This is a genomic window from Aequorivita sp. IT1183, assembly GCF_058068265.1.
Genome location: NZ_JBYRHS010000006.1, coordinates 1 through 18,958, shown reverse-complemented (window position 1 = coordinate 18,958; position 18,958 = coordinate 1). Strand labels below are relative to the sequence as shown.

The following is an 18,958-nucleotide window of genomic DNA, read 5'->3' as shown; positions in this document are numbered from 1 at the left end:
TGTGGCTCCTTAGCGCCCTCTGTGGTTAACCTACGCAAACGTCATTACGATGCAGCCACCATCATGAGCCCCCGGCCTCCAATACCATAAATGCATTCGTGGCACCCCTCATCAATCCGCACTCCCCCCCTTCGAAGGGGGGCAAGGGGGGATGTAATCCCGACCCTGCCAAACCGAGAAAATAAAATTCGTGTATTCGTGGTCCCCTTAACCTGTCTACAAACCCGTCACACTCAGCCCACTCGAAGTACCCAAATTCTCAACCCCCACTGCATTTGCACTTCTAAATAAATAATACGTCCCCTGCACTTCCTGATAAAACTTCATCCCCAGCACGGCCATTGCAGTCCCAGTTACCTCTGGCAGATCCACCTGCATTTCAAAAGAATTCGCACTGTAGTTCTTGTCCAGATAGAGCGGGGCACTATTCTTTAAACGATATTCAAGCGTGTCGAAGTCGAAGTGTAAAAGACCCAAAGTAAGCGCCATATGCGTGGCACCGCCGGGAAATTTAATAGTCTTCGCATCAAAATTTGTGATGCTTAGCCTTCGCGTAGTAAAATCAAACTCGGCAGAGGCCGCTAAGGTCTCTATAACATTGCAGGCAGGCGTAAATTCAAAATCCTTCAGCAATTTGCTGCCCATGGGAGTTTCTAGGCCACGACCCACATTTCTTTTGCCGCGAGTGTTTATTTTATCCCTATCCTTAATTCTAGTAAACATTTGCACCATCCGACCGTGGAGTTCGCCGTCCTTGCGCACGCATAAAAATGGCGCCAATGCAATTTTAAAAAACTTCTTGGTCTTACTACAACGTCCAAATTCTGAAGCGTTTTCCATAGTGCGCACAAGACTCTCCTTATTCTTCCTGTCCTTACTAAAGCCACCTCCTGCTGCTCGCGCAAGGTGCCCTCCGTTCTTGGAGTTGTAATAATTAATATCTCCAATAGTTCCTTTCAGTTTAACAATCCCTACTTGCTTTGCCATAATAAAATGTTTTAGATACGACTAATATAATCATTAATCAACTAAAAGTCAGGTTTATAGCGTATTTAAAGTATGGTTATAGTATATATATAGTATGTCTACAGTAACTATAAAGTATGTTTATAGTATCTAAAGCATATGCAAAACACATCACAAATCTATTCCCCCCCTTCGAAGGGGGGCCAGGGGGGATGTTCACATAAACCCGTGCAAAGCGAGAAATAAATAAAATTCGTGTATTCGTGGTGGTTTTAAGGCAACCGTAGAAAAAAGTATTCGTGTATTCGTGGTCCCACTACCATAAACTCGAGCAAAGCGAGGAATAAATAATATTCGTGTATTCGTGATCCCACTACCATAAGACCGCGCAAAGCGAGGCATAAAAATAAATTCGTGTATTCGTGGTCCCACTACCATTATTCCTTTAAAGAATAACCCCAATTTTTATATAACTAAATCAATTGAACTTGATCTATTCCCCCCTTCGAAGGGGGGCCAGGGGGGGATGTTCATTCGCAGAACTCAAAAACCCTATAAAACAATAAAAACCCCTTGAGTTATCAAGGGGTTTTAAGCATTTTGTGACCTGGCCGGGGCTCGAACCCGGGACCACCTCCTTAAAAGGGAGGTGCTCTACCAACTGAGCTACCAGGTCTTCCTTTATGCGGGTGCAAATATACTATGATTAAATTAAATTTTCAAAACGAAATTGCAATAAATTTCAATAAATTTCAAAAGCACTGAAATACAGGGTCTCCCAACTCAACTTTTTTTTAAATCTTCCTTTTTAAAGTAAATATCTGCATAATATTGGACGATTCCTTGCTCAAAGAAGCAGAACTTCGCAACTTTACAGCTATGCAAATACTCTTAATTGGATATATGGGAAGTGGAAAATCTTCCGTGGGAGAAAAACTCGCCAAAGTTTTAAAGATTCCCTTTAAAGATATGGACTCCGAAATTGAAAGCGCCGAAGGTTTAACCATACCCGAGATTTTTTCAACTAAAGGAGAAATTTATTTTAGGAAAGTAGAAAATAAAGTTTTAAAAGACCTTTTAAACCAATCGGGCAGTTTTGTTTTAGCCACTGGCGGCGGCACACCTTGTTACGCCGATTCCTTGTCTTTTATGCTGCAACAGCAAGAAACTATTTTAGTGTATTTAAAGACGCCTCTCGATGTTTTGACAGCCAGATTGCTTTCAGAAAAGGATAACAGACCATTGCTGGCACATTTAAACACCGAGGAAGAGGTGAATGACTTTATTCGTAAACATCTTTTTGAAAGAGCATTTTACTACAATCAAGCAAATATTAAAATAGATACTACTACAGAAGATGTAGCGGAAACTGTTGAGAAAATTATCGCAAAACTATTCTAAAATTGCCCTGTCACTACCGTCCTCGAAAATAACTGAAACGTTTTCGTTTAATGATGTGGATAGTGAAATACCTTTAAAATCGGCCTTTATAGGGTATTTTTTGTGATTCCTATCTACTAGCACTGCGGTTTTAAATTGCTTTAAAGGCACTTCTAAGAAATGTTTAACCCCGTAAATTAGCGTTGTCCCCGAATGTAGCACATCATCTACCAACAAAAGAGATTTGTTTTGGTAGTCTTCCCTTTTTAAAGAAGTTTCAATTTCTTTTGTCGGATTCTTTTTATCAATAATTACTTCGCAAAGCAAAACTTTTATAGGCGAAATTGTCTCTAGTTCCGTTTTAATTTTTTCTGCTAAAAGAAAGCCATTGCCTGTAATTCCAGCCACTACCACTTCTTTTTCGTCCACGTTTGTTTCGTAAATTTGGTAAGCTATCCGCTTTATTTTATGAGCTATTTGCTTTTTGTCTAGAATTACGGTGTTCATTTCTTGCATCTGCTAATTTTTATAAATATAGTTATTGCGCTTCGTTTTCCTCGTCAGTAGATTCGGTAAAATCATCTATGTCTCTTCGGTCTTTTTTGGTGGGTCGTCCCACGCCTTTTTTACGGTAGTAAGATTTAGCGTATTGAAGCATTTCATTAGTTTCAAAAGCTTCTTTTGGGGTGGTATCTTTTCTGTAAATATCTACCAACTTAGCGCCAACTCTGCTTTCCGGAAGGTCTAATACTTCTAGCTGATAATTAATTTGATTTTTCCGAAGCGTTATCTTATCGCCTTGATATACGTTTCGCGATGCCTTTACAATATCACCATTCACACGTATTGCGCCTTTTTTACAAGCTTGCGTAGCGATGTTTCTAGTCTTTAGATACCGAACTGCCCATAAATATTTGTCAATCCTCATAATTATTATGCTCAAAACAACGTTAATGTAGTGTGCAAAAATAGCGGAAAATTGTATCTTGCGCCCACAAAAAATTGATGATGATAAAAATTAAATACGCGATCGCTCTATTAATTGTAATGCTCGTTGTTACTGTTTCTTGTAAAAAAGATGACGGTGATGATATTGTAACAATTCCACCAAGAGATCGAGGACCCGAAGCAATAAGAGCTCAAGCCGAGATTGAAGCGTTTTTGGAAACTCACTTTTACAATTATGAAGAATTTGCGGCCGATCCACAGAACTTCAAAATAAAATTTGATACTATCGCTGGCGATAACGCCTCTAAAACAAAGTTGATAGACCAAGTAGACTTCCTAGAGGTTGTCGATCTTTTTGATACTGATGTTACCTATAAACTTTACTATTTAAGTGTTCGTGAAGGTAGTGGAGATAAGCCTAATTTTTCAGATTATACCACTAACACCTATGATGGAAGGTTGATGAATTTAGACTTGTTTGATAGCTCAGTTATTCCAGTTCGGTTTAACCTTGTAGATACCCAAACATCGTCAGGCATTATTAGAGGCCTGCAACAAGCTATTATACAGTTTAGAGGCGCTGCAAGCGTTACGACTAATCCTGATGGCACCCTGTCTTTTGAAGACTTTGGTATTGGAGCGGTATTTATACCTTCAGGTCTAGCTTACTATCAATTTGGTGCGACAGGTGGTCTTGATGAATATGAACAAGTAATATTTTCTTTTGAATTATTCGCTTCCGAAGTTGCAGACCACGATGAAGATGGAATTCCTTCTTTTATGGAAGACCTTAGCGGAAATGGCTACTTGATGGATGACGATACTGATGGAGACGGTATTGTGAATTATTTAGATACTGACGATGATGGCGACGGCAGACTCACTAAATTTGAAATAGAAATAGATGGTAATGGTGTAATAACATTTCCAGATTCAAATGGTGATGGCATTCCAGATTACTTAGATCCTGAGAATTAATCTCTGAAAAATCAATAACTAAAAAAGCCCGATTCTATAAAGAGTCGGGCTTTTTTGATATTCTGAAATTGCTATTGCATTTATTTGCGAGCTATAACTTTTTTCACTGCATTTACAATTGCTGAAGCATTAAGGCCGTATTTATCCATTAATTGCTCTGGTGTTCCCGATTCACCAAAAGTATCTTGAGTGGCTATTAATTCTTGCGGCGCAGGATGCTGCGTTGCAAGCAAACGCGCTACGCTTTCACCTAAACCACCAAGAAAATTATGCTCTTCGGCAGTAACTACACAACCGGTCTTTTTAACGCTTTTCAAAATAGCTGCGTCATCTAAAGGTTTTATAGTGTGAATGTTTATAACATCGGCTGTAATTCCGTTTTCGTTCAAAGTATCTGCTGCTTGCAAAGCTTCCCAAACTAAATGACCCGTTGCAATAATAGTAACATCAGTTCCTTCCTGTAACTGAACCGCTTTTCCTATCTGAAAATTCTGATCGGCAGGGGTGAAGTTAGCAACTTTTGGTCGTCCAAAACGAAGATAAACTGGGCCTTCATAATCTGCGATAGCAATAGTTGCAGCTTTAGTCTGGTTGTAATCGCAAGTATTGATTACAGTCATTCCAGGTAGCATTTTCATCAACCCTATATCTTCCAATATTTGATGCGTCGCGCCATCTTCACCTAGAGTCAAACCTGCGTGAGATGCACATATTTTTACGTTTTTACCGCTATAGGCAACACTCTGTCTAATTTGGTCATAAACGCGACCGGTAGAGAAATTAGCAAAAGTTCCTGTAAAAGGAATTTTCCCGCCAATAGTCATTCCCGCAGCCATACCAATCATATTTGCTTCGGCAATTCCTACTTGAAAAAAGCGCTCCGGATGGTTTGCTTTAAACTCGTCCATCTTTAATGAACCAGTAAGATCTGCGCAAAGTGCAACAACATCTTTATTTTTCTTTCCAAGCTCAGTCAATCCATCACCAAAACCTGAACGTGTATCTTTTTTGCCTGTATCTGTGTATTTTTTCATTGTGAATCTTTTCAAATTTAATAATCTCCCAGAGTTACAGGGTTTTGTGAAAGTGCGTTTTCCAACTGCTCATCGTTTGGAGCTTTTCCGTGCCAATCATGGGTGTGCATCATAAAATCTACACCGTTCCCCATAATGGTATGCAATAGAACACAAACAGGCTTTCCGTTGCCAGTTTTTTCTTTTGCTTTCTTCATTCCAGAAATGATTGCTGTTAAATCGTTTCCTTTTTCAATATCCATAACATCCCAACCAAAGGCTTCAAATTTTCCTTTAATGTTTCCCATAGGAAGCACATTGTCTGTTGAGCCATCAATTTGTTGGCCGTTTAAATCTACGGTTACAATTAGATTATCCACTTTGTTTCCGGCAGCATACATTATTGCTTCCCAGTTTTGGCCTTCTTGTAATTCGCCATCACCACAAAGTGTGTAAATAATATGCTTGTCGTTGTTTAGTTCTTTTGCCTGTGCAGCACCAATAGAAGCTGAAATACCTTGACCCAAAGATCCCGAAGCAATACGAATGCCTGGTAAACCTTCGTGCGTAGTTGGATGTCCTTGTAAACGTGAATTAAGTAGGCGGAATGTGTTCAATTCTTCCACAGGGAAATATCCTGCACGTGCCAAAACACTGTAAAATACAGGAGAAATATGACCGTTAGACAAGAAAAATAAATCTTCGCCAATGCCATCCATTTCAAAAGTATCGTTGCGTTCCATTAGCTCGTTGTAAAGTGCAACGAAAAATTCGGCACAACCTAGAGAACCTCCAGGATGTCCAGAATTAACCTTGTGTACTTGCCGTAAAATATCTCTGCGGACCTGAACTACCAAATCCTCCAGTGCTTTGTAATCTGCCATAATATGTTTTAAATTTCAGCCTCAAAAGTAAGGTTTTCTAGGGGGCGTACAAAGTGTATATCAATGCTTTTATTAACGATTTAGAAGTTTTGTTAACATGCTTTCAATTCAGATTTTAGAATTCAAACTTTACAATAATCTGGGTTTCGCTAATAAGTAGCAATATTCATAATTCATAATTCACAATTCTGAATTAATAAAATTATCTTTGCCCCCTCAATAAAATTTGCTGAATGCACTTTAAATTAGAAGCCACCGACTTACAAAGCAGCGCCCGCGCCGCAACTATAACTACAGATCACGGAGTAATTGAAACTCCTATATTTATGCCTGTTGGCACCGTGGGCACCGTAAAAGGTGTACACCAGCGCGAACTAAAAGAAGATATAAATCCGGATGTTATTCTAAGTAACACCTACCATTTATACCTAAGACCGCAAACGCCTATTATTGAAAAAGCGGGAGGTATCCATAAATTTATAAACTGGGACCGTAATATTTTAACCGATAGTGGCGGCTACCAAGTGTATTCGCTTTCGGCAAATAGAAAGATTAAAGAAGAAGGTGTAAAGTTTAAAAGTCATATAGACGGTAGTTACCACGTGTTCACCCCCGAAAATGTAATGGAAATTCAGCGCTCGATTGGTGCCGATATTATTATGGCGTTCGATGAGTGTACGCCATATCCTTGCGAATATAATTATGCAAAACGTTCTATGCACATGACGCATCGCTGGCTAGATCGCTGTATAAAACATTTGGATAAAACCCCGCTGAAATACGATTACGGCCAAACATTTTTCCCAATCGTTCAGGGTAGTACTTATAAAGATTTAAGAAGACAATCTGCAGAGTATATTGCTTCGGTAGGCGCAGAGGGTAACGCAATTGGCGGACTTTCAGTTGGCGAACCTGCAGACGAAATGTATGAAATGACGGCAGTAGTAACCGAAATTCTTCCGAAGGATAAACCGAGGTATTTAATGGGTGTGGGAACACCAGCAAATATTTTAGAAAACATCGCTTTAGGTGTAGATATGTTCGACTGCGTTATGCCAACTAGAAATGGGCGCAATGGGATGCTTTTCACTTCCGAAGGAATTATCAATATAAAGAACAAAAAGTGGGGAGATGATCTTTCAGTCATCGATCCTATGGCTATAACTTGGGTAGATACAGACTATAGCAAAGCATACCTTCGTCATCTGTTTACCGTGAATGAAATGTTAGGAAGACAAATAGCAACTATTCATAATCTAGGGTTCTATTTATGGTTGGTTCGCGAGGCCAGAAAACATATATTAGCGGGTGATTTCGCCCAATGGAAAAACATAATGGTAAAAAAATTGGAACAACGATTGTAAGATGCTTAGCATACTCGATAGATACATACTTAAAAAATACTTGGGCACTTTCACGCTCCTGCTATTGCTATTTATACCTATTGGAATCACCGTTCACCTTGCAGAGAAAATAGATAAAATCCTCGAAAACGAAGTGCCTTTTATGGAGGTGATGATTTATCTCTATAATTTCACTATTTACTTCGCAAACCTATTATTTCCGCTATTTCTATTTCTTTCTGTTATTTGGTTTACCTCAAAACTCGCCAATGATACCGAGGTAATTGCCTTTTTGAGTAGTGGGGTTTCCTATTATCGTTTTCTGAGACCTTATATTATAGGAGCCACCATCGTTTGTATTGCAGCTCTTGGTTTCAGTATGTATTTGGCGCCAAAGGCAAGTAAAGGTTTTAATGAGTTCTCTTATAATTATCTAAAAAAAGGGAAACAGGATCGGGATCAAAGCAACGTTTACACTCAGATTAACGACAACGATTACATCTACGTAAGCTACTTTAATGTAACAGATAAAATAGGAAGCAACTTCACTTTAGAACACTTTGAAGGAAACGAGATGACCTATAAAATCTCAGCAGGACAGATTAAATATAATGACAAGGACAGTACCTATTCACTGTTTCATTACAACAAACGAAAAATAGGGGAGAACCATGATATTTTAGAAAGTAAACCCAAACTAGACACTGTGTTCTCTTTCGATTTGGAAGATTTAACGCCAGTAACCTATATCGCGGAGACATTAAATTTTACGGAGTTGAACGATTTTATCAAAAAAGAAAAAGCACGTGGTTCCTCCTATATAAATAGGTACGAAGTGGTTCGTTACAAACGTTGGAGTTTGCCCGTTTCAGCCTATATTTTAACCATTATTGCCGTTGCAGTTTCCTCAGTAAAAAGACGCGGGGGAATGGGGCTTAACCTTGCTATTGGGATTAGTATAGGGATGATTTTTGTATTTTTTGATAAAGTATTCGGTACCATGGCAGAGCAGAGTGATTTTTCTCCGCTTATAGCTACTTGGTTTCCTAACTTTGTATTCGCAATTTTAGCAATCTATCTTTTAAGAAATGCGAAACGATAAGCTCCTCAACTACCTCCACCTACATTTTATAGTATTTATCTGGGGTTTTACTGCCGTTTTAGGCGCACTAATTTCTTTGGAAGCCATCCCACTGGTTTGGTACCGGATGCTTATGGCTTCTGTAATAATTTTGATATTTCTGAAAGCGAGAAAAGAGAATTTAAAATTCCCGCTAAAAACCTTGGGAGGTTTTGCCCTAGCGGGAATTATAATAGCATTGCACTGGCTCACTTTCTTTGGAGCCATAAAAGCTTCAAACGTTTCGGTGACGCTCGCAGTAATTTCCACAGGAGCATTCTTCGCATCATTTTTAGAGCCCTTATTATACGGAAGAAAAATTATTTTATACGAAGTACTCTTCGGGCTCATAGTAGTCGTTGGGCTCTACATTATTTTTGATGTAGAAGGATCTTATACTTTAGGAATTATACTGGCGCTTATCTCAGCATTCTTAAGCGCACTATTTTCGGTAATAAATGGCAAGTTTATACTAAAGCATAAAGCCTCGGCAATTTCATTTTACGAACTACTATTCGGCGTGTTGGGAATAACAATCTACTTAGCATTTTCTGGAAAATTTACACCTGAATTCTTCACCGTTTCAACGCACGATTGGATTTATTTATTCATCTTGGCATCTGGTTGTACTGCCTATGCTTTTATTGCTTCAATACATGTAATGAAATGGATTAGCCCATACACAGTAATGCTTACCATAAATATGGAACCTGTGTACGGTATCATTTTGGCACTCATCGTTTTGGGCGATTCTGAAAACATGAGTCCGCAATTTTATTACGGCGCAGCTATTATATTACTTACAGTAGTAGCCAACGGTATCATTAAAATTACTCAGGAAAGAAAACGAAGAAGATTGAGCAACACCTAAAAACAAAATTTTATCTTTGTACACCAACCTTTATAAAACGAAGGAATAAATTATGGAATATCTTGATTTTGAACTCCCTATTAAAGAATTGCAGGAGCAATACGAAAAAGCTTGCCTTATTGGTGAGGAGAGCGATGTAGATGTAACTAACACCTGCAAGCAGATTGAAAAAAAGCTAAAAGAAACCAAATTAGACATATATAAAAACCTAACCCCTTGGCAGCGCGTTCAGTTATCGCGTCATCCCGATCGTCCATATACAATGGATTATATAAAAGCCATTTGTGGCGATTCATTTTTAGAACTTCACGGTGATCGTGGTTTTAAAGACGACAAAGCAATGGTTGGTGGCCTCGGTAAAATTGGCAACCAAAGTTATATGTTCGTAGGCCAGCAAAAAGGTTTCAATACAAAAACGCGCCAATACCGAAACTTCGGAATGGCAAATCCCGAAGGTTACAGAAAAGCGTTGCGCTTAATGAAATCTGCAGAAAAATTTAATGTACCTGTAGTATGTTTCGTAGATACACCCGGTGCTTTCCCAGGTTTAGAAGCTGAAGAAAGAGGACAAGGTGAAGCCATTGCCCGAAACATTCTCGAAATGACCCGCCTTAAAGTTCCAATTATGGTTGTAATAATTGGTGAAGGTGCAAGTGGTGGTGCTTTAGGAATTGGTGTTGGCGATAAAGTGCTAATGCTAGAAAATACCTGGTACTCTGTAATTTCTCCAGAAAGCTGCTCCTCTATATTATGGAGAAGCTGGGAATTTAAAGAACAAGCAGCCGAAGCTCTAAAACTTACGGCTATTGATATGAAAAAACTGAAGCTTATTGACGAAATTGTCAAGGAACCTTTAGGTGGCGCTCATAGTAATCGAGAAAAGACTTTTACAACAGTTGCTGAGGTAATTGAAAAGACTTATAATTCATTAAAAATGTTATCCCCAACCGATTTGGTAAAAAATAGGATGGAAAAATATTTAGATATGGGCGAGTTCAAAGGTTAAAACGTACTATAGCTTATCATACCGTAAATCCGAAGCGAGAGCCTCGGATTTTTTTACGGGTTATCAACAATAAATCGGAGTTTTCAACAGTTCAATTGTTGAAGAACGGTTAATATCGTAACTCTACTAATCTATCATTTCTCTTAACATTTTCTTTACATTCGCTTCATGGAAAAAATCAAACCCCAAACTAGTTATTCATCTCGCCCTACGCAAGTTATATCGCTTGAAAAAGGCAAAATACCGCCACAAGCCCTTGATTTAGAAGAAGTTGTACTTGGGGCTTTGATGATTGACAAAAAAGGAGTTGATGAAGTAATAGATATCCTACATTCTGAGGTTTTCTATAAACAAGCCCATCAACACATCTTTGAGGCCATCCATAATTTGTTCGAAGACAGCCAACCAGTAGACTTATTAACCGTTTCTACGCAACTTAAGAAACAAGGGAAACTGGAACTTGTGGGAGGTGAGTTTTACTTGATACAATTAACCCAAAAAGTGTCTTCTTCGGCACATATTGAGTTCCACGCGCGTATTATTCTTCAGAAATATATCCAACGAAGTCTAATAAAAATTTCAAACGAAATAATCGAAGATTCGTATAATGAAGGCACAGACGTTTTTGATCTTTTAGACAACGCTGAAGCAAAATTATATGAAGTTACACAGGGAAATATTAAACGTTCTTCAGAAACTGCTCAGAATCTTGTAATTCAAGCTAAGAAAAGAATTGAAGAAATTGCCAATAAGGAAGGCCTTTCGGGAGTTCCTTCTGGTTTTACAAAACTAGATAACCTTACTTCGGGCTGGCAACCTAGTGATTTAATTATTATTGCTGCTCGTCCTGGTATGGGTAAAACAGCATTAACGCTTTCAATGGCTCGAAATATGGCTGTTGAACACAATATTCCGGTAGCCTTTTTCTCTTTGGAAATGTCGTCCGTACAACTTATTACTCGTTTAATTTCCTCAGAAACTCAGTTGAGTTCAGAAAAATTACGTACTGGAAATCTCGAAAAACACGAATGGGAGCAGTTGAACGTTAAAGTAAAAGGCCTCGAAAAAGCCCCACTTTTTATTGATGACACTCCTTCACTTTCTATTTTCGATTTACGCGCCAAGGCAAGAAGACTTTCTTCCCAACACGGCATTAAGCTTATAATTGTAGATTATTTGCAATTAATGACGGCAGGTGGAAGCCAAAAAGGAGGTAACAGGGAACAAGAAATATCTACTATTTCGCGTAACCTAAAAGCATTAGCAAAGGAATTAAGTATTCCCGTAATTGCACTTTCCCAGCTTTCTCGTGCTGTTGAAACACGTGGAGGTAGTAAGAGACCATTACTATCTGACCTTCGTGAATCTGGAGCAATTGAGCAAGATGCAGATATTGTTTCCTTTATTTATCGCCCAGAATATTACAAGATTGACGAATGGGATGATGAAGAACACACCCCAACTGCGGGCCAAGCCGAACTTATAATAGCAAAACACCGTAATGGTGGCTTAGATGAAATTCGACTTAAGTTCGTAGGTAATTTAGGTAAGTTTGATAACCTAGAAACCTTCGACATCCCCACAGAAATTCATTCTAGAATGAACGATGCTGCTAATGACGATACGTTTAAAACCAAAAATTTGCCTTCAGCAAACGAAGCTTTCGGAAGTTCAATGAACAATGATTTCTCTGCAGATGATGATAACGACGTACCTTTCTAATTAACCTGTCCCCCTGAGCAATATGTCCCCCTGAGCGCAGTCGAAGGGTTTTTCATTCTAATTACTTTATCACGATCAACTCATGTGTCACCTTGAGCGCAGTCGAAAGGTCTTTGATTCTAATTTAACTCTGACCATGACCGCAACATGTCACCCTGAGCGCAGTCGAAGGGTCTCTCTTTCCAATTATATTTTTTCATATCTAAAACATGGCTTAAAAATTGTCGTTATATTCGCACGATGACACGATTTATTCTTATCATATTTTTACTTCTTTTTTCAATAAAAGCTTCCGCTTCATATATCCTTATTCCTATGGATGCCGAAAGTCAAAAGGAGCACCTAAAAGCTTACGGAATTACTTATTGGGTTTTGGAGAAACAGCAAAAAGTAAAATGGCTGCTCAATTATCGCGGCGGTTCATTTTTAATGCCAGATTCTCCCGAAATTCAAAGAGAATGCCAGATTCGCGGCGTCTCTTTTGAAGTTATTTCCGATAGTAAAACCGAACAAATCCTTACTGATATTAGTAGTCCATCTAAAAATATGGACGCTGTAGTTTTAGAAAAAGCACCTAAAGTTGCGGTTTATTCCCCAAAAGGAAATCTTCCGTGGGACGATGCCGTGACTATGGTTTTGACCTATGCTGAAATTCCATATACCGTAATTTATGACGAAGAGGTTTTAAGCGACCAACTAATTCTCTACGATTGGTTGCATTTACACCACGAAGATTTTACTGGTCAATACGGAAAATTCTATCGTGCCTATCGTTCTGCACCTTGGTACATTGAAGAAAAAAATAAAGCCGAAGCCCTTGCTACAAAATTGGGATATAATAAAGTTTCTGAAGAGAAGCTGGATGTTGCCAAGAAAATTCGTGATTATGTAATTGGCGGCGGATTTATGTTTGCTATGTGTAGTGCAACGGATAGTTTTGACATCGCACTTTCCGCAGAAGGTGTTGATATTTGTGAACCAATGTTTGATGGAGATCCAAGTGAAGCTGGCTACCAAAGCAAAATTGATTACAACAAAACCTTCGCATTTAAGGATTATATTTTGGAGCGTAACCCGATGGTTTATGAATTTTCGAGTATCGATATGACGGAGAAACGTCGCATTGCAAAGGAATCAGATTATTTCACATTAATGGATTACTCCGCTAAATGGGACCCGATTCCTACCATGCTTTGCCAAAACCATACTTCATTGGTAAAGGGATTTATGGGACAAACAACATCTTTTGACCCAGACGAAATTAAAAGCAATGTTTTGGTGATGGGCGAAAACAAAAGCAACGGAGAAGCGCGCTATATTCACGGAATAAAAGGAAAAGGATTCTTTACGTTTTATGGAGGTCACGACCCCGAAGATTATCAACATAGAGTAGGGGATGCCAAGACAGAATTGGCACTACACCCAAAATCACCTGGCTACAGACTTATTTTGAACAATGTGTTATTCCCTGCCGCCAAAAAGAAAAAGCAAAAAACCTAGGTTTTTGAGCGCAATCTGTCCCCCTGAGCGCAATATGTCCCCTTGAGCGCAGTCGAAAGGTTTATGATTCTAATTTAATATGCCCCCCTGAGCGCAGTCGAAGGTTTTTCATATTAATAACTTTGTCACCTTGAGCGCAGTCGAAAGGTCTTTCTTCTTACTACTTTGTCACCCTGAGCGCAGTCGAAGGGTCTCACTTAGCAAGTCCTTCGTAATAGTCTTTTGGTGGCAAAACCGTAATTTCTACTCTTCTATTAAGTTGTTTATTTTCTTTAGAATCATTCGGAACACGAGCTTTGCTTTCGCCGTAGGGTTTTATTTGGAATTCATATAGGGAATTTTCACCAAATATTTCTACTAACCTTTCCTTTACGGAAATGCATCTGTTTTCAGAAAGTATCATATTTAGAGTTTCGTCTCCGTCACTATCGGTATGGCCTTCTATCAAAATGGTTGCTTTGTCTACTCGTTGAATGGTTTTCACCAAAGAATCGAGACTGTGTTTTGCAGTTTCCTTCAAATCATATTTTGCTACATCAAACAAAACATCGGCATTTATAGTAAGTTTTATAACACTGTTTATAGCTCCAATTGCATCAATATCGGCACCAGCACTTATGCTTCTGCAAAGATCTTCCATATCTGTAATCCGTAAAAAGTAGAATACTCTTTCTTCGTCAATTCCCGCATCACTTAATTCTATAGACGATTTTCCGCCTGCTATTTTCCCCGCATAAACCCAATCAACTCCGTCTTGTGAAATCTCTATTTTTGCAGCCTCACGTGAGGGACCAACTTCAAAAATGTAAAGATCATCGCCGGGCAAATTCATAAAACCATTATCGGTAAATTGAACAGTTAAAGAACCACCGCACCCCAAGGAAAGAAAATTGGGCGTTTGGTAATTTCTGTAATTTGGTTCGTGAAGCGATTGTATGCTGTCTCTGTATTTTTTAATTGGCGCAGGCTTTCCAACTTTATATGCTATTAGTTTATCGGCAAATGAAATCTTACCTAGAGGCAGATATATAGATTCGTAACGATCAATTTTGTATAGTTTGCCAGTTCCTTTTTGTGCGAAAATATAGTTTCCCGAAAACGCCAAAGCTATTAAAAGAAGAAAGTAGGAGCGGAGCATCATTTCAATTTTAAACGAAGATACTAATTCTACTTTACTTGAATTTGAGGCATAAAAAAACCGCCTCATTTCTGAAGCGGTTTTTAGGCGAAATAATATAGTTAATGTCTTATTTTACTTGTTTTACGATTGCGGCAAAAGCCTCTGGATGGTTCATAGCCAAATCTGCCAAAACCTTACGGTTAAGTTCGATTCCACTACTTTTCATACTACCCATAAATTGTGAATAAGACATTCCATGCTGTCTTGCACCCGCGTTAATACGGGTAATCCATAAGGATCTGAAATTTCTCTTTTTTACACGACGGTCACGGTATGAATAAAGCATTGCTTTATCTACGGCGTTTTTAGCTACCGTCCATACATTTTTACGTCTTCCAAAGTAACCTTTGGCTTGTTTAAGAACCTTTTTACGGCGGGCTCTCTTCGCTACTGAATTTACTGATCTTGGCATAATTTTAAATGTTTTTGTAGCAGGCGATTCGCAAACACTGATTTCTGATCACTGAATACTGAATACTTTTATGAGCGCTACTCCAGGGTTTAAATAATAGTTTTAACCGGTTAAGCGGTATTACTTCATTCGAAGCATTTGCTTAACATTACTCTCGTCGGCCTTGTGAACTAACCCATCATGGGTTAATGCAAGTTTACGTTTTTTGCTTTTCTTTGTTAAGATGTGGCTTTTAAACGCATGCTTTCTTTTAATCTTACCTGTACCTGTTAGCTTAAAACGCTTTTTGGCACTGGATTTTGTTTTTTGTTTCGGCATGTTTTCCTACTTTATTATTAATTATTTCGCTTTATTGTAAACTGCAAATTCAATAAGAATCTGAAGTGTCTTTTTATTTTGAATCAATGCAGATTATTGAAACCTGCGTATAGATTACTTTTTCTTCGGCGCGATGAACATTATCATTCGCTTTCCTTCAAGTTTTGGCATCGACTCTACTTTTCCGAATTCCTCAAGATCTCTAGCAAGACGTAAAAGTAAAATTTCACCTTGATCTTTATAGATAATTGATCGTCCTTTAAAGAACACATATGCTTTCAATTTTGAGCCTTCCTGCAAAAACTTTTCGCCGTGCTTCTTTTTGAAATCATAATCGTGATCGTCTGTATTGGGCCCGAACCTAATTTCCTTAATGGTAACTTTGGTAGCTTTTGCCTTTAAAACTTTTTCGCGTTTCTTCTGTTCGTAAACAAACTTTTTATAGTCTATTACTTTACAAACGGGAGGGTTTGCATTTGGTGAAATTTCTACAAGATCAAGTTCTTGCTCTTCAGCAAATTCACGTGCTTTCTTTAAAGGATAAACTCCTATTTCAACATTGTCTCCTACAAGGCGGACTTCTTCAGCACGAATCTTTCCATTGATTCTGTGTTGATCTTCCTTAATTATCCTTGCAGGTCCTCTACTTCTTTTTCTACGTATTGCTATGGCTTACTAATTTTAGTTAAACATTAAATTCTTTCGATTCTTTTTTAATCTCTTCCTGAATCAATTTTGAGAAGGCTTGCGGAGTCATTGTACCTAGATCGCCTTCGCCGTGCTTACGCACAGAAATCGTTCCATCTTTTTCCTCCTGCTCCCCTACAATCAACATATAAGGGATTTTATTCATTTCTGCCTCCCTAATTTTCTTGCCAATTGTCTCATTTCTATTGTCAACAAGGGCGCGAATTTCGTCATTTTCAAGCAAATCTAAAACTTTTTGTGAGTATTTTTCATATTTTTCACTCAAAGATAATATGCTCACTTGCTCAGGCATAAGCCAAAGCGGGAAGTTACCCCCAGTGTGCTCTAACAATATAGCAACAAAACGCTCCATGCTTCCAAAAGGTGCACGGTGTATCATCACCGGTCTATGCATCTCGTTATCACTGCCTTTGTACTCTAATTCAAAACGCTCTGGAAGGTTGTAATCTACCTGAATTGTTCCCAATTGCCAGCTTCTTCCAAGTGCATCTTTTACCATGAAATCCAGTTTTGGACCGTAAAAGGCTGCTTCGCCGTATTCAATTTTATAATCAAGTCCTTTTGCTTCGGCAGCACTAATAATTGCTTTTTCTGCTTTATCCCAATTTTCTAGACTTCCAATGTATTTCTCTGGTTTCTTTGGATCGCGCAATGAAACTTGCGTATAGAAATTCTCAAATCCTAAAGAACCGAAAACATATAACACCAAATCAATTACCTTCTTAAACTCATCGTCTAATTGGTCTGGCATACAGAAAATATGTGCGTCATCTTGCGTAAAACCGCGAACACGAGTTAAACCGTGAAGCTCTCCACTTTGCTCATACCTATATACTGTACCGAATTCAGCAAAACGTTTCGGTAAATCTTTATAAGACCAAGGTCTGCTATTGTAAATTTCGCAATGATGCGGACAGTTCATTGGTTTCAAAAGAAACTCTTCGCCTTCGCTTGGTGTATGTATAGGTTGAAAGCTATCTGCTCCATACTTTTCATAATGACCAGAAGTAACATAAAGTTCCTTTTGACCAATATGAGGAGTGATTACCATTTCGTAACCAGCCTTTTTCTGAGCTTTCTTCAGGAAGTTCTCAAGTCTTTCACGAAGTGCAGCTCCTTTAGGAAGCCACAATGGAAGACCTTGACCAACTTTTTTTGAAAAGGTGAAAAGCTCAAGCTCTTTTCCAAGTTTTCTGTGGTCGCGTTGTTTTGCCTGTTCTAGTAACTCAAGGTATTCAGTTAAATCCTTTTGTTTTGGAAAACTGATACCGTAAATACGAGTTAGCTGCTTGTTATTTTCATCACCTCTCCAATAGGCTCCGGCAATACTCATTAATTTAATGGCTTTTACAATTCCAGTATTCGGAATATGTCCGCCTCGGCATAGATCTGTAAAGTTATCATGGTCGCAGAAGGTTATGGTTCCGTCTTCCAGATTTTCAATCAGCTCTACTTTATATTCGTTGTTTTGCTTTTTATAGTAATCTAATGCATCACTCTTCGAAGTTTCACGAATTGAAAATTCGTGCTTGCCACGAGCAATGGTTATCATTTTATCCTCTATCTCTTTTAAATCTTTTTCTGAAATAGTTTTGTCTCCAAAATCTACATCGTAATAAAACCCATTTTCAATAGCTGGACCAATCGTTAATTTGATTCCAGGATAGAATTGCTCCAAAGCCTGCGCAAGGATGTGGGCAGAAGAATGCCAAAACGCTTTCTTCCCTTCTTCGTTATTCCATGTATATAGTATAAGACTTCCGTCTTTCATTAAAGGAGTGCTCGTTTCTACGGTAAGCTCGTTAAAGGATGCAGAAATTACGTTTCGTGCAAATCCTTCGCTAATGCTTTTGGCTACATCCATAGGAGTAACCCCTGCATCAAAATTCTTTACACTTCCATCTGGTAAGGTAATGGCTATCATAAACTGAAAAATTTTAGGGTGCAAAGATACTATTAGTTTTGGCGCCTTGCAATAATTGGTTTTGCTTATTATAGGTATAAGGAATCAAATTTTATATGATCGATATAGCTGTATTTGACAGGAAGAATAGAGGAGTGAAAGCCTCTGGGTTAAAAGGTGGAATATTTGATGTTTTATTTGGTCTATATATTAAGGTATAAGTGGTCCAAAAAATATTTTTGCCGTAAGTATTATCAGTTGAGATAGTTGGTGTGAAGTATTGTAAATATTGAAAAAAAAGCTTCAAATAAGTTTGTGGGTATCGAAAAGCGATCTATATTTGCACCCGCTTAGAATAACAACCTCGGTAGTTTGAAAAGCAAAAACAAGTTCTTTTAAAATTAAGAAAAATACTTTAAAAAAAGTATTGCAGGTTACAAAAAAGGGAGTACATTTGCACCCCGCTTCAGATAACAGATTTGGTTGTCGAAAAGCTTGAAACACGCTCTTTAAAATTTAGAAAAAAAATACTTTAAAAAGTATTGCCGGTTACAAAAAGGGTGTTATATTTGCACCCGCTTAGAACAGCAGCTAGGATGTTGGGAAAGTTAGTAATTCGCTCTTAAATTTTTTTTCAAATGTTTTTCAAAAAACATTGTGAGTTTAAAAAAGAGTTGTATATTTGCAGCCGCTTAGAGATAAGCAC

Annotated in this window: 18 protein-coding genes and 1 tRNA gene; 8 read left to right on the top strand and 11 right to left on the bottom strand. The window is 38.2% G+C overall.

All coding sequences use genetic code 11. The features are described from left to right. Positions 1-216 precede the first annotated feature (216 nt). Both AC3RVF_RS12770 and AC3RVF_RS12765 read right to left on the bottom strand, forming a co-directional pair. Positions 217-987, bottom strand: a complete 771-nt coding sequence (locus AC3RVF_RS12770) for a hypothetical protein (protein WP_489691622.1) — start codon at positions 985-987, stop codon at positions 217-219. A 582-nt stretch (positions 988-1,569) separates the two neighbouring features. Then, positions 1,570-1,642 (bottom strand) — tRNA-Lys (locus tag AC3RVF_RS12765). A 203-nt stretch (positions 1,643-1,845) separates the two neighbouring features. Between AC3RVF_RS12765 and AC3RVF_RS12760 the strand changes: the two genes are divergently transcribed. Next, positions 1,846-2,367 (top strand): shikimate kinase, encoded by a 522-nt coding sequence (locus AC3RVF_RS12760; RefSeq protein ID WP_489691621.1) that lies wholly within the window; start codon positions 1,846-1,848, stop codon positions 2,365-2,367. On the opposite strand, the gene AC3RVF_RS12755 is transcribed toward AC3RVF_RS12760, so the two are convergent. Together AC3RVF_RS12755 and AC3RVF_RS12750 are read right to left on the bottom strand one after the other, a co-directional pair. Next, positions 2,359-2,862 carry a phosphoribosyltransferase family protein gene (locus AC3RVF_RS12755; protein ID WP_489691620.1) on the bottom strand — a complete coding sequence of 168 codons (504 nt, stop codon included), beginning with the start codon at positions 2,860-2,862 and terminating at the stop codon, positions 2,359-2,361. The genes AC3RVF_RS12760 and AC3RVF_RS12755 overlap by 9 nt on opposite strands. A 22-nt stretch (positions 2,863-2,884) precedes the next feature. Further along, positions 2,885-3,274 (bottom strand): RNA-binding S4 domain-containing protein, encoded by a 390-nt coding sequence (locus AC3RVF_RS12750; RefSeq protein WP_489691619.1) that lies wholly within the window; start codon positions 3,272-3,274, stop codon positions 2,885-2,887. Positions 3,275-3,351: 77 nt separating this feature from the next. On the opposite strand from AC3RVF_RS12750, the gene AC3RVF_RS12745 reads away from it, so the two are divergent. Next, positions 3,352-4,272 (top strand): FKBP-type peptidyl-prolyl cis-trans isomerase, encoded by a 921-nt coding sequence (locus AC3RVF_RS12745; protein ID WP_489693513.1) that lies wholly within the window; start codon positions 3,352-3,354, stop codon positions 4,270-4,272. An 80-nt stretch (positions 4,273-4,352) separates the two neighbouring features. On the opposite strand, the gene AC3RVF_RS12740 is transcribed toward AC3RVF_RS12745, so the two are convergent. Next, the gene (locus AC3RVF_RS12740; protein ID WP_489693512.1) at positions 4,353-5,306 is read right to left on the bottom strand and encodes a transketolase family protein; all 954 of its coding nucleotides are present in this window, start codon (positions 5,304-5,306) and stop codon (positions 4,353-4,355) included. 17 nt (positions 5,307-5,323) lie between these two features. Then, the gene (locus AC3RVF_RS12735; RefSeq protein ID WP_489691616.1) at positions 5,324-6,169 is read right to left on the bottom strand and encodes a transketolase; all 846 of its coding nucleotides are present in this window, start codon (positions 6,167-6,169) and stop codon (positions 5,324-5,326) included. A 233-nt stretch (positions 6,170-6,402) separates the two neighbouring features. On the opposite strand from AC3RVF_RS12735, the gene tgt reads away from it, so the two are divergent. The 6 genes from tgt to AC3RVF_RS12705 all read left to right on the top strand — a co-directional run bounded on the left by tgt (position 6,403) and on the right by AC3RVF_RS12705 (position 13,731). Continuing rightward, positions 6,403-7,533 (top strand): tRNA guanosine(34) transglycosylase Tgt, encoded by a 1,131-nt coding sequence (tgt, locus tag AC3RVF_RS12730; RefSeq protein WP_489691615.1) that lies wholly within the window; start codon positions 6,403-6,405, stop codon positions 7,531-7,533. Position 7,534: 1 nt separating this feature from the next. After that, complete coding sequence (locus AC3RVF_RS12725; protein WP_489691614.1) at positions 7,535-8,614, top strand: LptF/LptG family permease; 1,080 nt, start codon at positions 7,535-7,537, stop codon at positions 8,612-8,614. Continuing rightward, positions 8,601-9,503 carry a DMT family transporter gene (locus AC3RVF_RS12720; RefSeq protein WP_489691613.1) on the top strand — a complete coding sequence of 301 codons (903 nt, stop codon included), beginning with the start codon at positions 8,601-8,603 and terminating at the stop codon, positions 9,501-9,503. Before AC3RVF_RS12725 ends, AC3RVF_RS12720 begins: the two co-directional genes overlap by 14 nt. Positions 9,504-9,555: 52 nt before the next feature. Continuing rightward, on the top strand, positions 9,556-10,509 hold the full coding sequence (locus AC3RVF_RS12715; protein WP_489691612.1) for an acetyl-CoA carboxylase carboxyltransferase subunit alpha: 954 nt from the start codon (positions 9,556-9,558) through the stop codon (positions 10,507-10,509). Between the two features lie 168 nt (positions 10,510-10,677). Next, positions 10,678-12,231: a replicative DNA helicase gene (gene dnaB, locus AC3RVF_RS12710; RefSeq protein ID WP_489691611.1), complete on the top strand. Its 1,554-nt coding sequence runs from the start codon at positions 10,678-10,680 to the stop codon at positions 12,229-12,231. Positions 12,232-12,471: 240 nt separating this feature from the next. After that, entirely contained in the window at positions 12,472-13,731 is a 1,260-nt protein-coding gene (locus tag AC3RVF_RS12705) for an asparagine synthetase B (protein WP_489691610.1), read from the top strand. Positions 13,732-13,924: 193 nt separating this feature from the next. On the opposite strand, the gene AC3RVF_RS12700 is transcribed toward AC3RVF_RS12705, so the two are convergent. The 5 genes from AC3RVF_RS12700 to thrS form a co-directional block, all read right to left on the bottom strand. Further along, complete coding sequence (locus AC3RVF_RS12700) at positions 13,925-14,938, bottom strand: OmpA family protein (protein WP_489693511.1); 1,014 nt, start codon at positions 14,936-14,938, stop codon at positions 13,925-13,927. 40 nt (positions 14,939-14,978) lie between these two features. Then, entirely contained in the window at positions 14,979-15,323 is a 345-nt protein-coding gene (rplT, locus tag AC3RVF_RS12695; protein WP_489691608.1) for a 50S ribosomal protein L20, read from the bottom strand. Positions 15,324-15,443: 120 nt separating this feature from the next. Further along, positions 15,444-15,641, bottom strand: coding sequence for a 50S ribosomal protein L35 (gene rpmI, locus AC3RVF_RS12690; protein WP_435679519.1), 198 nt, complete (start codon positions 15,639-15,641; stop codon positions 15,444-15,446). 114 nt (positions 15,642-15,755) lie between these two features. Continuing rightward, positions 15,756-16,268 (bottom strand): translation initiation factor IF-3, encoded by a 513-nt coding sequence (infC, locus tag AC3RVF_RS12685; protein ID WP_489691947.1) that lies wholly within the window; start codon positions 16,266-16,268, stop codon positions 15,756-15,758. Between the two features lie 58 nt (positions 16,269-16,326). After that, positions 16,327-18,273 (bottom strand): threonine--tRNA ligase, encoded by a 1,947-nt coding sequence (thrS, locus tag AC3RVF_RS12680; protein ID WP_489693510.1) that lies wholly within the window; start codon positions 18,271-18,273, stop codon positions 16,327-16,329. Positions 18,274-18,958 lie beyond the last annotated feature (685 nt).